The 17,435-nt window shown below is 71.1% G+C and carries 13 protein-coding genes; 8 read left to right on the forward strand and 5 right to left on the reverse strand.

The window, feature by feature from the left end:
* The 4 genes from VGD93_RS00520 to VGD93_RS00535 all read left to right on the forward strand — a co-directional run.
* The coding region (locus VGD93_RS00520; RefSeq protein ID WP_395008123.1) for an RsmB/NOP family class I SAM-dependent RNA methyltransferase at positions 1–1,327 on the forward strand (1,327 nt) is incomplete at its 5' end.
* Positions 1,328–1,417: 90 nt separating this feature from the next.
* Positions 1,418–3,055, forward strand: coding sequence for a heparinase II/III family protein (locus VGD93_RS00525; RefSeq protein WP_395008125.1), 1,638 nt, complete (start codon positions 1,418–1,420; stop codon positions 3,053–3,055).
* A 68-nt stretch (positions 3,056–3,123) separates the two neighbouring features.
* Positions 3,124–4,713 carry a bifunctional phosphoribosylaminoimidazolecarboxamide formyltransferase/IMP cyclohydrolase gene (purH, locus tag VGD93_RS00530; RefSeq protein WP_395008127.1) on the forward strand — a complete coding sequence of 530 codons (1,590 nt, stop codon included), beginning with the start codon at positions 3,124–3,126 and terminating at the stop codon, positions 4,711–4,713.
* A 10-nt stretch (positions 4,714–4,723) separates the two neighbouring features.
* The gene (locus VGD93_RS00535) at positions 4,724–5,044 is read left to right on the forward strand and encodes a DMT family transporter (RefSeq protein WP_395008129.1); all 321 of its coding nucleotides are present in this window, start codon (positions 4,724–4,726) and stop codon (positions 5,042–5,044) included.
* Positions 5,045–5,070: 26 nt separating this feature from the next.
* On the opposite strand, the gene VGD93_RS00540 is transcribed toward VGD93_RS00535, so the two are convergent.
* Positions 5,071–9,816: an NAD-glutamate dehydrogenase gene (locus tag VGD93_RS00540; RefSeq protein WP_395008131.1), complete on the reverse strand. Its 4,746-nt coding sequence runs from the start codon at positions 9,814–9,816 to the stop codon at positions 5,071–5,073.
* Between the two features lie 217 nt (positions 9,817–10,033).
* Here VGD93_RS00540 and leuC point away from each other — a divergent pair, with 217 nt between their 5' ends.
* Positions 10,034–11,446 (forward strand): 3-isopropylmalate dehydratase large subunit, encoded by a 1,413-nt coding sequence (gene leuC / locus VGD93_RS00545; RefSeq protein ID WP_395008133.1) that lies wholly within the window; start codon positions 10,034–10,036, stop codon positions 11,444–11,446.
* Between the two features lie 61 nt (positions 11,447–11,507).
* Positions 11,508–11,921: a metallopeptidase family protein gene (locus tag VGD93_RS00550; protein ID WP_395008135.1), complete on the forward strand. Its 414-nt coding sequence runs from the start codon at positions 11,508–11,510 to the stop codon at positions 11,919–11,921.
* 1 nt (position 11,922) lies between these two features.
* On the opposite strand, the gene VGD93_RS00555 is transcribed toward VGD93_RS00550, so the two are convergent.
* Entirely contained in the window at positions 11,923–12,228 is a 306-nt protein-coding gene (locus VGD93_RS00555) for a hypothetical protein (RefSeq protein ID WP_395008137.1), read from the reverse strand.
* Between the two features lie 180 nt (positions 12,229–12,408).
* On the opposite strand from VGD93_RS00555, the gene VGD93_RS00560 reads away from it, so the two are divergent.
* Complete coding sequence (locus VGD93_RS00560; protein ID WP_395008139.1) at positions 12,409–13,656, forward strand: GGDEF domain-containing protein; 1,248 nt, start codon at positions 12,409–12,411, stop codon at positions 13,654–13,656.
* Here VGD93_RS00560 and VGD93_RS00565 read toward each other — a convergent pair.
* Together VGD93_RS00565 and deoD are read right to left on the reverse strand one after the other, a co-directional pair.
* Positions 13,653–13,955, reverse strand: a complete 303-nt coding sequence (locus VGD93_RS00565) for a hypothetical protein (protein ID WP_395008140.1) — start codon at positions 13,953–13,955, stop codon at positions 13,653–13,655. The genes VGD93_RS00560 and VGD93_RS00565 overlap by 4 nt on opposite strands.
* A 185-nt stretch (positions 13,956–14,140) precedes the next feature.
* Entirely contained in the window at positions 14,141–14,857 is a 717-nt protein-coding gene (deoD, locus tag VGD93_RS00570; RefSeq protein ID WP_395008142.1) for a purine-nucleoside phosphorylase, read from the reverse strand.
* 158 nt (positions 14,858–15,015) lie between these two features.
* Between deoD and argC the strand changes: the two genes are divergently transcribed.
* Positions 15,016–15,966 (forward strand): N-acetyl-gamma-glutamyl-phosphate reductase, encoded by a 951-nt coding sequence (gene argC / locus VGD93_RS00575; RefSeq protein WP_395008144.1) that lies wholly within the window; start codon positions 15,016–15,018, stop codon positions 15,964–15,966.
* An 8-nt stretch (positions 15,967–15,974) separates the two neighbouring features.
* Here the strand turns inward: argC and VGD93_RS00580 are convergent, their stop codons facing one another.
* Positions 15,975–16,448 (reverse strand): YbaK/EbsC family protein, encoded by a 474-nt coding sequence (locus VGD93_RS00580; protein WP_395008146.1) that lies wholly within the window; start codon positions 16,446–16,448, stop codon positions 15,975–15,977.
* Positions 16,449–17,435: the final 987 nt, after the last annotated feature.

The raw sequence follows: 17,435 nt of genomic DNA on the forward strand, positions 1-17,435 counted from the left end.
TGGGGCTGAGCGCTTGGCCGATCCGGGGCATGCGCCGGGCCTGGCGCTCCGGCTGAAAAGCGCGTCCCGCCTCCAGCAGGTGCTGGAAGGCGGGCGTTTCGCCCCTCTCGCGGCTGCCGACCTGCCCGACGGGCGCGACCGCGCCCTTGCCAACCGGCTGGTGACCACGGCGCTGCGCCGGCACGGGCACCTCGACCGGGCTCTCGCCCGGCTGCTGCAGCGCGGCCTGCCCGCGAAGAGCGGCAGCTTCGAAGCGGTGCTGCGGCTGAGTCTTGCACAATTGCTGTTCCTGCCCGAACTCGGCGATCACAGCGCCCTGTTCCTCGGCGTCGAGGCAAGCAAGCGCGACCCCCGGTCGCGGCATCTGTCGGGCCTGATGAATGCGGTGCTGCGACGGGCGCAGGCGGAGGCCGCGGCCCTGCGGGCGCTGCCGGGGGAGGCGCTGCTGCCCGATGAACTGGCCCGCAAATGGCGGCGGATCTACGGGCCGGAGGCCCCGGCCCGCTTCGCCGAGGCACTGCTCGCCGGAGCGGCGCTCGACCTGACCTTCAAGGACGACGATCCGGCTCTCGTCGCCGAGCTGGGCGGCCGCGTGGTTCTGCCCGGCACGGTGCGGCTCGAGGCGCGCGACCGGCCGCTGGACCAGCTTGCCGGCTATGCCGATGGACGCTGGTGGGTGCAGGACGCCGCCGCGGCGCTGCCGGCGCGGCTGCTCGACCTGCCGGCCGGTGCCGGCGTCCTCGATCTGTGCGCGGCCCCGGGCGGCAAGACGGCGCAGCTGGTCAGGGCCGGCTACGCGGTCACCGCCCTCGACATCGACCGGCAGCGCCTCGACCGGCTGGCGCAGAACCTGGATCGCCTGCGCTACGCTGCGACCGTCATCGCCGCAGACGGCACGTCGTTCCGCCCGGCGGTGCCGGTCGATGGCGTGCTGCTCGACGCGCCGTGCTCGGCCACCGGCACCCTGCGGCGCCATCCGGAGGTCGTCTGGCATCGCAGCGCGCTCGATATCCGCAGCCGCGTGGCGCTGCAGCGCCGCTTCATCGCCAACGCGGCAGCCTGCCTCAAACCCGGCGGCGTGCTCGTCTATTGCGTGTGCTCGCTGGAGCCGGAGGAGGGCGAAGAGCAGCTGCGCTGGATCGCCGGCCGGCACCCCGAGCTGACGCCGCTGCCGGTGCGGCCCGAGGAGCTGCCGGGGCTGCCGGCGGCGGCGCGCTCGGCTGACGGAAGCATCCGCACTCACCCCGGCATGTCGATCGGCGGCGGTGCGGGCGAGGGCGACGATCGCCTCGACGGATTCTTCATTGCGCGGTTCCGCCGGCGCTGATTGGTTAACACTTTCTTGCCCATGGGGTTGGCAATGCCGGTTCTGCACCGTATTGGGAGCAGGGGCTGAAAGGGTACGAGGAACAAGGACTTGGCAAACTCTCTGCGGTTCCTCGCGCGCCAGACGCTGCGCCAGGTCGCCGATTTCGCGGTCACCTCGCCGCTGGTCAGGTGGACGTGGACGGGTCCGACTGGCGCCGAATGGGTCGCCGCGCTGGGGGAATTCCGGCCGACCGACCGGGAAACCGTGATCGAGATGATGCAGGGGCGTTATCTGTTTGCGTCCAAGCTGGTCGACACCCAGGGCGTGTCGCCCTTCTCGGTCGAGGTCGAGCACGGCGACTGGCTCGACGACCTGCAGGCCTTCGCCTGGCTGCGCCATTTCCGCGACGCCCGCACCGACGACGAGCGGCGCTTCGCCCGGGCCCTCACGCTCGACTGGATCGGCCGGTCCGGCGGCTTCGACCGCGTCGCGTGGGCGCCCTCGCTCTGTGCCCGGCGCGTGCTCAACTGGCTCCGGCACTACAATATCCTGGTCGAAGGCGCGAGCGAGGAGCAGGCCGCCACCATCGGCCGCTCGCTCAGCACCCAGATCCAGTCGCTGCGCGTGCGCGGCGCGCTCGCCACCGAACCGGTCGATGCCCTGCTGGCCGCCATCGCGCTGGTCGGCGTGTGCCTGTGCGGGGAGGGCAGCGAGATCGAACTCAAGGCGCGCCTGCGGCGGGTCCACCGGCTGCTCGACCAGCAGATCGACGACAATGGGCTGCACCGGTCGCGCTGCGCCAAGGTGCAGATGCAGATCCTGATCGAACTGATCACCATCAAGCAGGCCCTGCGCCGCAGCGAGGAACTCTACGCCGACGAATTCAACGAACTGGCCGAGAGCATGCACCGGGCGCTCGACGCCATCTCGCTGGGGACCGGCGAGCCCGCCTATTTCAATGGGACCGGGCAGATGCCGCACGATCTCGTCGTCGCGGTGCAGGCGCAGAGCCCGGCGCGGGCCCGGGCCACCGGGGCGGCCGGCGGCTACGGGCGCCTGGTGGCCGGGCGGGCCATCGTCGTCGCCGACAGCGGCCTCGTGCCCCCACCCGAATATGGCGGCACCGCCCATGCCAGCGCGCTTGCCTTCGAATTCAGCTACGGGCGCGACCTGGTCGTGTGCAACTGCGGCCCCGCCCCGGCAGGGATGGAGGACAGCGGCCACCTCTTCCGGCAGGGGGTCGCCCACTCCGCCCCGACCATCAATGCGCTGTCGGCCGCCAGCATCCCGGCGTCGGGCCCGCTCGCCGGCAGGCTGCTTCCGGTGGGCGGCCCGGCGGAGATCGAGGCCGATGCCCAGGACCAGTCGCTGACGATCACCACGCACGGCTACGAGGACCGCTTCGGGTTGCGGGTACAGCGCAGCCTGACGCTGCTCTCGGAAGGCAAGACGCTGGTCGGGCAGGACCGGCTGATCCGGCTGCGCCACCGCGTCTCGGGGGCCTGCGCCGTCCGCTTCCACCTGGCGCACCAGACCGAGGTCATGGAGGGCGAGGACCTCGTCCGGCTGAAGCTCAATTCGGGTGCCGTCTGGACCTTCCTGTGGGAGGGCGCCGACATGCGCCTCGAGGACAGCGTCCGCCAGTCGGCCTATTTCGGCTTCCACCGCACCCGGCAGATCGTGCTCGAGGCGCTGGCCGCCGATGCCGAGGAGATCAGCTGGATCTTTACGCTCGAAGAGGACTGAGGGGCGTTTTCATCCGGCCCGGGGCGTGCTAGCGAGCGCGCGAACCATCCGGCGCGAGGAAGTGAGCCATGTCCGACGTCAACCACGTCCCTGTCAAACGCGCCCTGCTCTCGGTCTTCGACAAGGCGGGCATCGGTGAATTTGCCGCCGGGCTGGCCGGGCTCGGCGTCGAGCTCGTGTCCACCGGGGGCACGGCGAAGCTGATCGCCGACAGCGGCGCCGCGGTGCGCGACATCGCCGAGCTTACCGGCTTTCCCGAGATGATGGACGGGCGCGTCAAGACCCTGCATCCCAGGGTGCATGGCGGGCTGCTGGCGGTCCGCGACAAGCCCGACCACCTGGCCGCGATGGCGGCGCACGAAATCGCCCCGATCGACCTCGTGGTGGTCAACCTCTACCCGTTCGGGGCGACGATCGCGCGGGGGGCAAGCTACGAGGAGACCATCGAGAACATCGACATCGGCGGGCCGGCGATGATCCGCTCGGCCGCCAAGAACCATGCCTATGTCACCGTCGTCGTCGACCCCGCCGACTATGCCGAGGTGCTCGAGCACATCCGGCAGAGCGGCGGCGTCCCCTACGCCATGCGCCGCAAGCTCGCGGCCAAGGCCTATGCACGTACGGCCGCCTACGACGCGGTGATCGCCAACTGGTTTGCCCGCGAGCTCGACTATGCCGACGTGCCCTGGCGCAGTTTCCCGGGGCATTTGCGCGAAGTCATGCGCTATGGCGAGAACCCGCACCAGTGGGCGGCGTTCTATGCCACCGGCGAGTCGCGGCCGGGCGTGGCCACGGCGACGCAGGCCCAGGGCAAGGCCCTGTCCTACAACAATCTCAACGACACCGATGCGGCCTTCGAGCTGATCAGCGAATTCGATCCCAAGGACGCGGCCGTCGCCATCATCAAGCACGCCAACCCCTGCGGGCTGGGCCTCGGCACCTCGCTGACCGAGGCCTACCGCAAGGCGTTGCGGACCGACCCGGTCAGTGCCTTCGGCGGCATCGTCGCGGTCAACCGGCCGCTCGACGCCGAGGTCGCGGCCGAGATCGTCAAGGTGTTCACCGAGGTGATCGTCGCCCCCTCGGCGACGGCCGAAGCGATGCAGATCTTCGCCAACAAGAAGAATCTCAGGCTGCTGCTGACCGAGGCGCTGGCCGATCCGAAGGCCGAGGGGCTGACGGTGCGCTCGGTCGCCGGCGGGCTCCTGGTGCAGACGCGCGACAACCGCAACGTCGACGACTGCGCGCTCAAGGTGGTGACGAAACGCCAGCCGACCGCGGCGGAAATGGCCGATCTCAGGACCGCCGCGATCGTCGCCAAGCACGTGAAGTCCAATGCCATCGTCTATGTCAGGGACGGTGCGACGGTGGGCATCGGGGCCGGGCAGATGAGCCGGGTCGATTCGAGCCGCATTGCCCACCGCAAGGCCCGGGACGCGGCCGAGGCGGCCGGCGAGAGCGCAGCCCTGACGCAGGGCTCGGTGGTGGCCTCGGATGCGTTCTTCCCCTTCCCCGACGGGCTCCTGGCCGCGGTCGAGGCCGGGGCGACGGCGGTCATCCAGCCGGGTGGCTCGGTGAACGACCAGGCGGTGATCGAGGCCGCCGACGCGGCCGGCATCGCCATGGTGTTCACCGGCATGCGCCACTTCCGCCACTGAGGAGGACGCCGTGGCCTGGCTGCTGCTGCTCGTTGCCGGCGCGCTCGAAGTGGTATGGGCTTACGCCATGAAGCTGTCGCAGGGCTTCAGCCAGTTCGTGCCTTCGGCCGTAACCCTCGTCGCCATGCTCGGCAGCGTGGTGTTGCTCGGCCTCGCCATGCGGAGCCTGCCGCTGGGCACCGCCTATGCGGTGTGGACCGGCATCGGCGCCGTCGGCGCCTTCCTCGTCGGCATCCTGTGGCTGGGCGAGGCGGTCACGCCGCTGCGGCTCGTGGCGGTGGGGCTGATCGTCGCCGGCCTGCTGCTGCTGAAGCTGGCGACGCCCGACTGAGCGCCACGCCTTCGCCATGAACGGCGTCAGGCGCTGCTGGCGAGATCGGTGAGCAGCCCGGCGGCGACGCTGAGCCGCGACACCGTCGCCTCGCCCTCGACGAGGGCGGTGACCGAGCCGATGGCGCGGTCGATCGCCTCGCGCCGCGTCGCGTGCCAACCCGCCAGCCGCTCCGCCACCGGGCCGCCGCCGAAGGCGAGCACGTCGGCGGTCAGGTCGCGCTGGGCCCGCGCCAGATTGGCCAGCGCGCGGTCGAGCGCCATGCGGTCGAAGCGGTCGGCGAGCACGATGGCGCCGCCCGCCTCGATGATGCGGCCGAGGCCGAACAGCTCGAGCACGCCGAAGAAGGCGGCCGCCGCGTCGCCCACCGGCACCCCGGTGCGGTCGGCGACGAGGACGATGTCGGGAGCGAAGGCGAGGGCCCCGAGTTCGGCGATGCGCCGCGCCACGTCGCGGGGGGCGCCGCCGGACTCGAAGGCGGCGGCGCGGCGGGCAACGGACTCGGCAAGGAAGGGCGGCAGCAGGCTCGCCAGGCCGGACTTCACCTCGCCCACCCCGGCCGCGTAGCGTTCGACCAGCGGCTGCAGGCCGGCGTCGAAATTGCCGTTGCGCAGGAACCACAGCGTCGTCCCGGACAACAGGGATTCGACGGCGGCATAGAGATCGAGCTGGGTTCCCCCGGCGATGGCGCCGTCGAGGCCGTCGATCATGGCGTTGTAGTCGGGCAGGCCGTAGCTGTCGCGGGCCGCGGCATAGGCGGCCGCGACCTGGCCGGCGTCGGCCGCGGTCGTGGTGGTCAGCGCGTTGACGAAGGCCGGCCCGCCGCGGTTGATCATGGCGTTGGCGAGGACGGTCGCGATCACCTCGCGGCGCAGGCGATGGCCGCTGACCGCGTCGAGGAAGGTCTCGACCAGGCGGGCCGGGAAGTAGCGGTAGAGTTCGCGGCTCAGATAGAGGTCGTCGGGCACGGGGCCGGCCAGCAGGTCGGTCTTCAGCGTCAGCTTGGCATAGGCGAGCAGCACCGCCAGCTCCGGCCGGGTCAGTCCCCGTCCCCGCGCCCTCAGGGCATCGCTGCCGGCAAGGAACTCGACCGCGCGGTGCAGCAGGCCGCGCTGCTCGAGCGTCTCGATCAGCGCCAGATGGTCGGGCAGGGCGGCAAGGCCGCGCCGCTCGGCAACCGACAGGGCCAGCGTCTGCTGGTAGTTGTTCCTCAGGCACAGCGCCGCGACCTCGTCGGTCATCGCGGCGAGGAATTCGTTGCGCACCGGCATGGTGAGCCGGCCGGCCCGCACCAGGGTCCCGAGTGCGATCTTGATGTTGACCTCGAGGTCGGAGGAATTGACCCCGGCCGAGTTGTCGATGGCGTCGGTGTTGATGCGCCCCCCGCCCAGCGCGTACTCGATGCGGCCGAGCTGAGTCACGCCCAGATTGGCGCCCTCGCCGACGACCTTCGCCCGCAGTGCGCCGCCGCTCACGCGCACGGCGTCGTTGGCGCGGTCGCCGACGGCCGCGTCGGCCTCGGTGGAGCCGCGCACATAGGTGCCGATGCCGCCGAACCACAACAGGTCGACCTCGGCCTTGAGGATGGCGCTGATCACCTCGTTGGGGGTCACGGCCTCGTTGCCGAGGCCGAGCGCCCGGCGCGCCTCGGCAAACAGCGGCACCGCCTTGAGCGCGCGCGAGTAGACGCCGCCGCCTTTGGAGATGAGCGACTTGTCGTAGTCCTGCCAGCTCGAGCGCGGCAGCGCGAACAGCCGCGCCCGCTCGGCCAGGCTGGTTTCGGGATCGGGGTCGGGGTCGATGAAGATGTCGCGGTGGTCGAAGGCCGCGACCAGCTTGATCCGGGGGGAGAGCAGCATGCCGTTGCCGAACACGTCGCCGCTCATGTCGCCGACGCCGACGACGGTGAAGGGCGTGGTCTGGATGTCGTGGTCGAGCTCGCGGAAGTGCCGCTTCACCGCCTCCCAGGCGCCGCGCGCCGTGATGCCCATCTGCTTGTGGTCGTAGCCGGCCGAGCCGCCCGAGGCGAAGGCGTCCCCGAGCCAGAAATCACGATCGAGCGCGATCGCGTTGGCCGTGTCGGAGAAGCGCGCGGTGCCCTTGTCGGCCGCCACCACGAGGTAGGGGTCGTCGCCATCGCGCCGGCGCACGTCGGGGGGCGGCACGACCATGTCGCCCTCGAAATTGTCGGTGACGTCGAGCAGCGAGGAGACGAAGATCTCGTAGCACGCCGTGCCCTCTTGCTGCACCGCTTCGCGATCCCCGCCGGCAGGCAGGAGCCGGGGCACGAAGGCGCCCTTGGCGCCCACCGGCACGATGATGGCGTTCTTGACCTGCTGCGCCTTGACCAGGCCCAGCACCTCGGTGCGGAAATCCTCCGGCCGGTCCGACCAGCGCAGGCCGCCGCGGGCGATCGGCCCGAAGCGCAGGTGCAGGCCCTCGACGCGCGGCGAATAGACGAAGATCTCGCGATACGGCCGCGGCTCGGGCAGCTCGTCGAGCCGCGCACAATCGAATTTGAGCGCCAGCGCCGGGCGGCGGCCGCCGGCGCCGTCGCGCTGGTAGGCGTTGGTGCGCAGCGTCGCCTCGACCAGGTTGAGGTAGCGCCGGATGATGCGGTCCTCGTCGAGCGAGGCGGTGGCCTCGAGCGCCGCCGCGATGGTATCGCGCGCCCCCTGGGCGGCACGTTCGCGGTGGCCGGCGAAGCCGGGGTCGTGCAGGGCGTGGAACAGGGTGACGAGCGCGGCCGCCACGTCGGGATGGGCGGCCAGCACCGTGATGAGATAGCTGCGCGAGAAGGCGATGCCGACCTGCCTCAGATAGCGGGTGAAGGCGCGCAGGAGCTCGACGTCCCACCAGCTGAGGGCGGCGGTCGCCGACAGCCGGTTGAGCCCGTCGCTCTCGGCGAGGCCGCCCCAGACGGCGAGGATGGCGTTCTCCAGCCGGGTGACGGCCGCTTCTGCGGCGAGGGACATGCCCGGCGCCGCCTCGAGCATCATGTCGTGCAGGTAGATCTCGCCGAGGTGGCGCGGGTGCACGGTGTAGGTGCGCTCGTCGATGACCCGGAAGCCGAAATTCTCGAGCATCGGTACGCGGTAGGACAGCGCGAGCGGGGCCTCGCGGTGATAGACCATGAGCGCGACGGCGTTGGAGTCCGGCGAGGGCCGCAGCCGCAGCTCGATGGCGTCGCCGGCCAGCGTCCTGATGATGTCGATGTCGCGCAGCGCCTCCTCGGGAGTGTGGCGCGACTGGTAGGCGGGCGAGAACGCCTCGCGGAAATCCTCGATGGCGCCGGCGTCCGCGGCGGCGCGCCGCAGCCGGTCGCCGTAGGTCAGCGTCAGCTCGGTGACGTCGGCCTCGACCTCGTCGCGGGGCGGGCGCGGCGTCGGCCCGCCGCTGCGGCCGAGGATGAAGTGGACGCGCACCAGCTCGCCTTCGGGGAAGCTCGGATAGGTGGCCGAGACGCGGCCGTCATAGACCGTCGCGAGGTAGTCGCCGACGCGCGCCAGGACGTCGGAATCGTAGCGGTCGCGCGGCATGAACAGCAGGATGGAGACGAAATTGTCGAAGCGGTCGGCGCGCGACAGGACGCGCACGCGCGGCCGGTCGGTGAGCTGGGCGATGGTGGTGGCGAACTCGTAGAGCTGGTCCTCGGAAATCTGGAACAGCTCGTCGCGCGGATAGGTGTCGAGCGTATTGGCCAGCGCCTTGCCGGCGTGGCTGCTGGGGTCGTGGGCGGCCCGCTCCAGCACGGCGGCAAGCTTCTTGCGGATCAGGGGCACCTGCGCGTGCGGGGTGGCCAGCGCGTGCGAGGTGAACAGGCCGACGACGCGCAGTTCGCCCGCGACACGGCCGAGCTCGTCGAACAGCTTGATGCCGACATAGTCCATGTGGGTGCGGCGGTGCACCCGCGCGCGCAGATTGGCCTTGGTCACCAGCACCGGCTCGGGGTCGGCGAGGAAGGCGATGTGCTGGGGCGTCATCTCGACATAGTCGCGGCCCGAGCGCAGGAAGCGGAAGGCGGGATCCTCGAGGATGCCGAGGCCGCTGTCGGCGACCGGCACCAGCTGCCGGCCGTCGCCTTCGCCCTCGAGCCGGTATTCGCGCATGCCGAGGAAGGTGAAATTGTGCTCGGCGAGCCAGCCCAGGAAGTGCATGGCCTCGGCCAGCACCGCCGGCATCACCTTGGGCGGGGTGTCGTGCCAGGCCTGCACCACCTGGCGCACGCGCTCCAGCATCGGCCGCCAGCCGGCGACGGCGCGGCCCACCTCGGTGAGCACGCCGTCGAGTTCGGCCTGCATGTCGCGTCGCGCCTCGGCGCCGGCGAGGGGGTCGATATGGATGTGCATGAAGCTCTCGAGACGGCTGCCCGCGGCCGGGGCCTCGAGCACGCGGTAGGTCGCCGGGTCGATGGGCAGGATCGGGTGCGACAGGTAGCGGACGACGCCGCCTTTGGCGCGGATCGCGGCGAGGACGCTGTCGACGATGAACGGCATGTCGGCCGAGAAGATTTCGACGACCTCGGGCTGCCCCGGCTGGTCGGGGGGATCGAAATAGATCCGGTGGGTGGCGTAGCCGCGCTGGCCCAGCCGCCCGAAGGAGCGGCGCAGCAGTTGCTCGACGGCCTGCGGCGCCAGGGCGGCAAGGTCCTCGGGGTCGGTGGCGGCGACGGTCGCGGCCAGGAAGCGCGCGAAATTGGGCTCGCTCGCCATCAATTCCCCCGCCCTGGCCAGCAGGCCTGCCCTGGTTTCGAAGGTCGGCGCCTCGTTCACGGCTCAGCCACTCCGTCACAATCCGGTGCCGGGGAAAGTGGGACCTGCCGCGGCAAATGTCGAGTGGGCGGGCGGCGCCGGCCGGCGCGACAAGAGGCAGCGGGGCGTCGCGCGGCACGCGCGTTCACGCCCGCTTGTCCCGCCGCAAGCTTGACCCCGGCGGCGGCGGCGGCTTAGAACGGCGCGCATTCCGTTTGAAGCTGGACCCTCTCATCAAATGAGCAAACCTCGGACCCTCTACGACAAGATCTGGGACGACCATCTGGTCGCCGACAATGAAGACGGGACCAGCCTCATCTACATTGACCGGCACCTCGTGCACGAGGTCACCAGCCCGCAGGCGTTCGAGGGGCTGAGGCTCAACCGTCGCCGGGTGCGGGCGCCCGAGCGCACGCTGGCGGTGGTCGACCACAACGTGCCCACCACCGATCGCAGCCACGGCATCGACGATCCCGAAAGCGCGCTGCAGGTCAAGACCATGGCCGAGAACGCGGCCGAATTCGGCGTCGAGTATTTCAACGAGCTCGACAAGCGCCAGGGCATCGTCCACATCGTCGGGCCGGAGCAGGGCTTCACCCTGCCGGGCATGACCATCGTGTGCGGCGACAGCCATACGTCGACGCATGGCGCCTTCGGGGCGCTGGCGCACGGCATCGGCACGTCGGAGGTCGAGCACGTGCTCGCCACCCAGACGCTGATCCAGCAGAAGGCCAGGAACATGCGCGTGACCGTCGACGGGCAGCTGCCCCCCGGCGTCACCGCCAAGGACGTCATCCTCGCCATCATCGGCGAGATCGGCACCGCCGGTGGCACCGGGCACGTGCTGGAATATGCCGGCGAGGCCATCCGTTCGCTCTCCATGGAAGGGCGCATGACGGTGTGCAACATGTCGATCGAGGGCGGCGCCCGGGCCGGGCTGATCGCCCCCGACGAGAAGACCTTCGAATATGTGCAGGGCCGGCCGCGCGCGCCCCGGGGCGAGGCGCTCGAGATGGCGCTGGCCTACTGGAGGACGCTCTATACCGACGAGGGCGCCCAGTTCGACAAGGAAGTGCGCCTGGACGCGGCGCGGCTGCCGCCGATCGTGTCGTGGGGCAGTTCGCCCGAGGACGTGGTCTCGGTCACCGGCGTCGTCCCCGACCCCGACGCCATCGCCGACGCCAACCGGCGGGCGAGCAAGTGGCGGGCGCTCGAATATATGGGGCTCAAGCCGGGCACGAAGATCACCGACATCGGCATCGACCGCGTGTTCCTCGGCAGCTGCACCAATGGCCGCATCGAGGATCTGCGGGCCGCCGCCAAGGTGGTGGATGGCCGCAAGGTCCGCGAGGGCGTCAACGCCATGGTGGTGCCGGGCTCGGGGCTGGTGAAGGCCCAGGCCGAGTCCGAGGGGCTCGACCGCATCTTCAAGGACGCCGGCTTCGAATGGCGCGAGCCGGGCTGCTCGATGTGCCTTGCCATGAATGCCGACAAGCTCAAGCCGCTGGAGCGCTGCGCCTCGACCTCGAACCGCAATTTCGAGGGGCGCCAGGGCTTCAAGGGCCGTACCCACCTGGTCTCGCCGGCCATGGCGGCGGCAGCGGCGATCGCCGGCCATTTCGTCGACATCCGGGAGTGGCCGGGGCAGTGAAGGCCGGCGGCGTGGTGTTCGTACCAACGGCCACGCGCCGCCCGCCATCCGGCCTGCGGCCATGACCGACTGGTCCGGCCGCGCTGCGCCCTCGCTCGATGATTTCGAGGTCATGGCCCGCGCCGCGCTCGAGGCGCTGCCGGAGCCGTTCCGCGGCCTGGTCGAGGGCGTGCCGTGCGCCGTCGCGGACTTTCCCGACGACGAGACGCTGGACGAGCTCGGCATCGACTCCGAGTTCGACCTCATGGGCCTGTTCCGTGGCGTCGGCCGGCACGAACTCGGCGTCACCCCGCCCACCGGGCAACTGCCCAACCGCATCTGGCTCTACCGCCGCCCCATCCTCGACTACTGGGCCGAGCATGGCGACGAGACGCTGGGCGAGATCGTCACGCACGTCTTGGTGCACGAGATCGGCCACCATTTCGGCTTCTCCGACGCCGACATGGAGGCGATCGAAGCCGCCGCCGAGGAGTAGGTCAGCCTTCGCTGCGCGCCACGATCTGGTATTCCTGCTCGTTGCCGCCGGAAGGGTCGTCCGAGACCTTGAGGGCGAGGCCCTGCCGGTCCATCTCGGCGAGCCACTCGTCCCAGCTCACCAGTTCGTAGCCGCCCGGGCGATCCGGGCCCTCGTTCTCGTCGGAGTTGAGGAAATGCTGGCCGAAGGTGAGCTGCAGCAGGGTACGGCTGCGCGTGCCGTCGGGGGTCTCGAGCAGGATCGGATAGCCGCCGCGGGCTTCCACCCACTGCCGGATATCCTGGGCTTTGGTGAGGATCTTCGACATCGTTTCCCCTGGTCTGGCCGGATCGGCGAGGATCGCTGCCGATGGCTCCACGCCAAGAATGCCGTCGCCGGGACACTTCCGCAAGGCCGTTGCGGGCCTTCCGGCCGGCGCCGGCAACGGTTAAACCCTTCCTTCAGGGGCCTCACCTAATGTGCCCGCCGTGCAACCCCGGGGTAGTCTATGAGTAGCGCGGGCGTCATTCTCGCGATCAACCTGTCGGTGGCCGCCCTGTTCACGGCGGCCTTCGCGATCGTCGCCGTCAGCAACACGTCCGACCGCGTCGCCCGCTGGTTCGCCCTCGCCTACGGCTTCGGCATCGCCTACCTGCTGTTCGAGTTCGCGCTGCCGTCGCAGGCCGACCCGCGGCTGGTCTATGACTGCGGCTTTGCTGCTTTCCTCGGCGCCGTGGCGGCGGTCACGGTCGGCATCGCCCGGCGTTACGGGCGCGAGGTGCCGTGGGGCCTGCTGCTCGGCGCCTGCGCGGCGTTCGTGTTGCTCAACCATCTCGCCTACGAGCTCGGCCGGCCGTCGCTGCTGCGCATGCTGACCTACCAGGCGCCCTATGCGCTGCTGCAGGCGGTGGGCGCGGCCATCATTCTGCGCTCCGGGCGGCGGCAGGCGATGGACGTCGCGCTCGCGTCGCTGTTCGCGCTCAGCGCCGTGCATTTTTTGGCCAAGCCGCTGCTCGCCGTGGTGACCGGCGGGCCGGGGGTGGCACCGCAGGCCTATATCGACACCGACTACGCCCTCTACTCGCAGTCCTTCGGCGCGGTGCTGCAGGTGGGCTCGGGCCTGCTCATGCTCATGCTGCTGGTGCGCGACATGCTGGTCGAGATCACCATGCGCTCGGAAACCGATGCGCTGAGCGGGCTCTACAATCGCCGCGGCTTCGATGCGCGGGCCGAGGCGGCGATCCAGGGCAGCCGCAAGGGCGGCATGCCGGCGGCGCTGGTGGCGGCCGATCTCGACAATTTCAAGCGCATCAACGACAGCTTCGGCCACGACGCCGGGGACCGGGTGATCGAGGCCTTCGCCTCGGTGCTGCGGGCGGTGGGGCCGGAGCGCGCGGTGCTGTCGCGCTGGGGCGGGGAAGAATTCGTGGCGCTGCTGCCGGGCACCAATCTCGCCGGCGCGCGGCTGTTCGCCGAGAGTGTGCGCGGCGCCTTCGCCACGCTGCCGGTCGAGGGCATGCCGGACGGCACGCGCCTCACCGCCAGTTTCGGGGTGGTCCAGCATCGGCCCGACGAGCAGCTTTCGGATCTCAGGCGGCGCGCCGACGCGGCCCTGTACGACGCCAAGCAGGCGGGGCGGAACCGCGTCTGCGTCAGCGGCCAGAGCGCCGGCGACGGCATGCCGGAGCATCCGCTCGCCACCGCCACGCCGGCAGGGAGCGCGCCGCGACCGGGCCGGCGGGACCGGGCGGGCTAGTTCAACTCGGTCAGCTTGACGAACTCGAAGGACGGCTCGTCCGGGTCGATGATCCTGAGGCCGAGGCACTGGCGGTCGAACTCGGCCAGCCAGGCCGACCACGACACCGGGCTCAGCCCCTCATCCTGCGGCGGCAGCGTCGGCGGCGCCGGCCGGGCCGGCGAAAAGCGCAGGGTGAGGCGCGGCCGCAGCTGCCCGTATTCGTTGGGCGTGCGGCGGATGGCCGGGAGTCCGCGCCGGGCGAGGACCCAGGCCTGGATGTCGCGGTGGCGCGTCAGGGTGTGCGTCGTGTGCGTCATGTTCCAAGGCCTCCCACCTCAACCGAACGCAGCAGGCTCGCTTTGGTTTCACAGCCAGAAGGCACAGTGCGACGGCATTGTGGCAGGACGCTTCACCCCCGGTCACAACCGCGTATGCAATCGTTTGCGAGCACGGGTTATGCACAGCCGCCCCGACGGGCGCGGCGGCCGTGCCCCGTGCCGCCTCAGGCCGCGGCCACGGCCACGTCGAGGGCGAGGGCCACCATGTCGCGCAGCGAACTCTGCCGCGCCTCGGCGTCGATCTCCTCGCCGGTGATCAGGCAGTCGGTCATGGTGCAGATGGCCAGCGCCCGTACCCCGAAGCGGGCGGCGAGCGTATAGAGCGCCGCCGCTTCCATTTCCACCCCGAGGATGCCGTGCGCGGGCAGGAGGCCATAGCCGGCAAGGCCGGGCTCGCGGTGGTAGAAGATGTCGCTCGACAGCATGTTGCCGACATGGGCGGTGAGCCCCTGCCGCTGGGCGCGGGCGGCGGCGTCGCTGAGCAGGCCGAAATCGGCGAGCGGGGCGAAGGCGAAGTGGCCGAACCCGTCCTTGACGATGCCCGAATCGGTCGAGGCGCCCTGGGCGAGGACGAGGTCGCGCACCTTGACGCGGGCGTTGAGGCCGCCGCAGGTGCCGACCCGGATCAGGGTCTTGAGCCCGTAGACATTGATCAGCTCGTGCACGTAGATGGCGAGCGAGGGCTGGCCCATGCCGGTCGCCTGCACGCTCACCGGCTTGCCCTGCCAGGTGCCGGTATAGCCGAGGCAGTTGCGCACGGCGTTGACCTGGCGCGGGTCGGCGAGGAAGGTCTCGGCGATCCATTTGGCGCGCAGCGGATCGCCGGGGAGCAGCACGGCCTCGGCGTAGTCGCCGGGCCTCGCATGATTGTGCGGGGTCATGTCACTTCCTGTGGTTCCGTTCCGGCACAGGCCTACCCGGCCGCGGCCGCGGCCACAAGGGGCCGCGCTTGACGGGGCCGGCACGGGGGTCCATTACCGCGCCGCTTGGAACCCGGCGGCGAAGCGCTACATTGAGGGTCGCACAGCAGGAGGCAGCCATGGCAGCGAAGGTCTTCATCGATGGCGAGGCGGGCACCACCGGCCTGCAGATCCGCGAGCGGCTGGCCGGCCGGCGCGACCTCGACCTGCTCTCGATCGCCCCCGAGAGGCGCAAGGACCTCGCCGAGCGCAAGCGGCTGCTGAACGAAGCCGACGTCGCCATTCTCTGCCTGCCCGACGAGGCGGCCAGGGAAAGCGTATCGCTCATCGACAACCCGGCGACGCGGGTGATCGACGCCTCGACCGCACACCGGGTCGCCGAGGGCTGGGCCTATGGCTTTGCCGAGATGAGCCGGGCGCAGGCGCAGGCGATTGCCGCGGCCCGCTTCGTCGCCAATCCCGGCTGCTGGCCGCAGGGCGCCATCGCGACGCTCAGGCCGCTCGTCGAGGCCGGCCTGCTGCCCGCCGATTTCCCGGTCACGGTCAACGGCATCTCCGGCTATTCGGGCGGCGGCAGGCAGATGATCGAGGACTATCGGGCCAAGGGCGAGGACGCCGTCGAGTTCATGCTCTACGGGCTCACCTTCAGGCACAAGCACCTGCCCGAACTCAGGGCCTATGCCGGGCTCGAACGCGATCCGCTGTTCACCCCGGCGGTGGGCAATTTCGCCCAGGGCATGGTGGTGTGCGTGCCGCTGCAATTGGGCGCGCTGGCGCGGGTGCCGCGAGGGGCCGAACTGCACGCCGCGATCGCCGATCACTATGCCGGCCTCGCTGGCGGCTTCGTCGAGGTGGCGCCGTTCGCCGAACTCGAGCGCACGCCCGAACTCGACCCCGAAAGCTACAACGACACCAACCGCATGCGGCTGCACGTCTTCGCCAACGACGCGCGGGCGCAGGCGCTGCTCGTCGCCGTCTACGACAATCTCGGCAAGGGGGCTTCCGGCGCCGCCGTGCAGAATTTGAACCTGATGCTGGGTGTCGACGCGAGGACCAGCCTCGCCGCCTGAGGGCCGGTTCAGGCGGTAAGGTCGGCGATCACGGCGCCGGCGGCCGCCACGGCGTCGTCCGGGGCAAGGCTCAGCAGCAGCCCGCGCTGCCCGGCATTGACGTAGATGCGCTCGAACAGGGCGATGCTCTCGTCGAACGCCGTCGGGGACGTCCGCTTCTGGCCGAAGGGGCCGATGCCGCCGACCCGGTAGCCGGTGATCCGCTCGGCGTCGGGCACGGCCAGCATCGCCGCCGCCTTGCCGGCGAAGCAGGCCGCCACCTTCTTCATGCTCGCCTCCATGTCGGCGGGCACGACGATGCAGGCGGGCCGGCCGTCGACTTCGACCATCAGCGTCTTGAAGGTCTGCGCGGCATCGATGCCGAGCGCCGCCGCTGCCTGCAGGCCGATGCGCGACGCCGCGGGGTCGTAGGCGTAGGGGTGGAGCTCGAAGCCGATGCCGAGGCGGCTGAGCAGCAGCGTTCCGGGCGTGGTGCGCGACATGCGACGCGTCTATCGCGAATCGCGGGGCGGGGGCCAGAGGGAGTCGATGCCGCCAAATACTCGAGTCACCGCCCTCCCTCCCCCTTGCGGCTTGCGGGCGGGTGCCCCCTCCCCAACCCTCCCCCCAAGGGGGAGGGTGTCCCCCGGTGCGCTTGGCCCAATGGTGCCACCAAGGCCGGCAGCGGCCACCATCACCGGCCGGAGCCAGCCGCAACGCTCGCCTCACCCCCCGGAGCCAGCCGCAACGCTTCCCTTCACCCGCCGAAGCCAGCCGCGACGCCCTCTTCACCCTCCCCCGCGTCAGCGCGGGGAGGGTCGGGGAGGGGGTGGTGCCGCGGGCCGGGTGCCGCAGTCGCACTCTCCGCCCTGCCAGGGGACGGCGGGACCGCCCGGGCCCGGCGGTTGGAGCTCGTTCGTGCGGTCGCGACTGTTCTCCCGCGCGGCGGGCGGGCGCCCCCCTCCCCAACCCTCCCCACAAGGGGGAGGGTGTCCCCGGTGCGCTTGGCCCAATGGTGCCGCCAAGGCCGGCAGCGGCCACCATCACCCGGCGGAGCCAGCCGCAACGCTCGCCTCACCAGCCGGCGCCAGCCGCGACGCGTCCCTGCACCCGCCGGAACCAGCCGCAACGCGTCCCTGCACCCGCCGGAGCCCGCGACGCCCTCTTCACCCTCCCCCGCGTCAGCGTGGGGAGGGTCGGGGAGGGGGTGGTGCCGCGGGACACGGGTGCTGCAGTCGCACTCTCCCCCCTGCCAGGGTGGGAGACCGCCCGCTGGGCGGTGGCCGGGGCGCCAGGACAGCGCCTTCAAATAAGTAATCCCCGCCCCCTGCACCGGCCCTATGCTCCTCCCCAGCGGCGCCCCGAAGCGAGATCATGACGAGTGGTTGGGGCGCCGCCGGCCGGGCAGGCCGGGAGTCGTCCCGGCCAGGCCGGTCCGTGACGGGACGGGTGACCGATACGCTCGGTCGCCTCGCGACACTGGCAGCCGC

The sequence above is a fragment of the Devosia sp. genome (assembly GCF_036406155.1).
In the GTDB taxonomy this organism is placed as follows: domain Bacteria; phylum Pseudomonadota; class Alphaproteobacteria; order Rhizobiales; family Devosiaceae; genus Devosia_A.

Bases quoted from the DNA above. Each gene is read 5' to 3' on its own strand.
- purH (WP_395008127.1), top strand. From the start codon at position 3,124: ATGTCCGACGTCAACCACGTCCCTGTCAAACGCGCCCTGCTCTCGGTC.
- leuC (WP_395008133.1), top strand. From the start codon at position 10,034: ATGAGCAAACCTCGGACCCTCTACGACAAGATCTGGGACGACCATCTG.
- VGD93_RS00550 (WP_395008135.1), top strand. From the start codon at position 11,508: ATGACCGACTGGTCCGGCCGCGCTGCGCCCTCGCTCGATGATTTCGAG.
- VGD93_RS00555 (WP_395008137.1), bottom strand. From the start codon at position 12,228: ATGTCGAAGATCCTCACCAAAGCCCAGGATATCCGGCAGTGGGTGGAA.
- VGD93_RS00560 (WP_395008139.1), top strand. From the start codon at position 12,409: ATGAGTAGCGCGGGCGTCATTCTCGCGATCAACCTGTCGGTGGCCGCC.
- VGD93_RS00565 (WP_395008140.1), bottom strand. From the start codon at position 13,955: ATGACGCACACGACGCACACCCTGACGCGCCACCGCGACATCCAGGCC.
- deoD (WP_395008142.1), bottom strand. From the start codon at position 14,857: ATGACCCCGCACAATCATGCGAGGCCCGGCGACTACGCCGAGGCCGTG.
- argC (WP_395008144.1), top strand. From the start codon at position 15,016: ATGGCAGCGAAGGTCTTCATCGATGGCGAGGCGGGCACCACCGGCCTG.
- VGD93_RS00580 (WP_395008146.1), bottom strand. From the start codon at position 16,448: ATGTCGCGCACCACGCCCGGAACGCTGCTGCTCAGCCGCCTCGGCATC.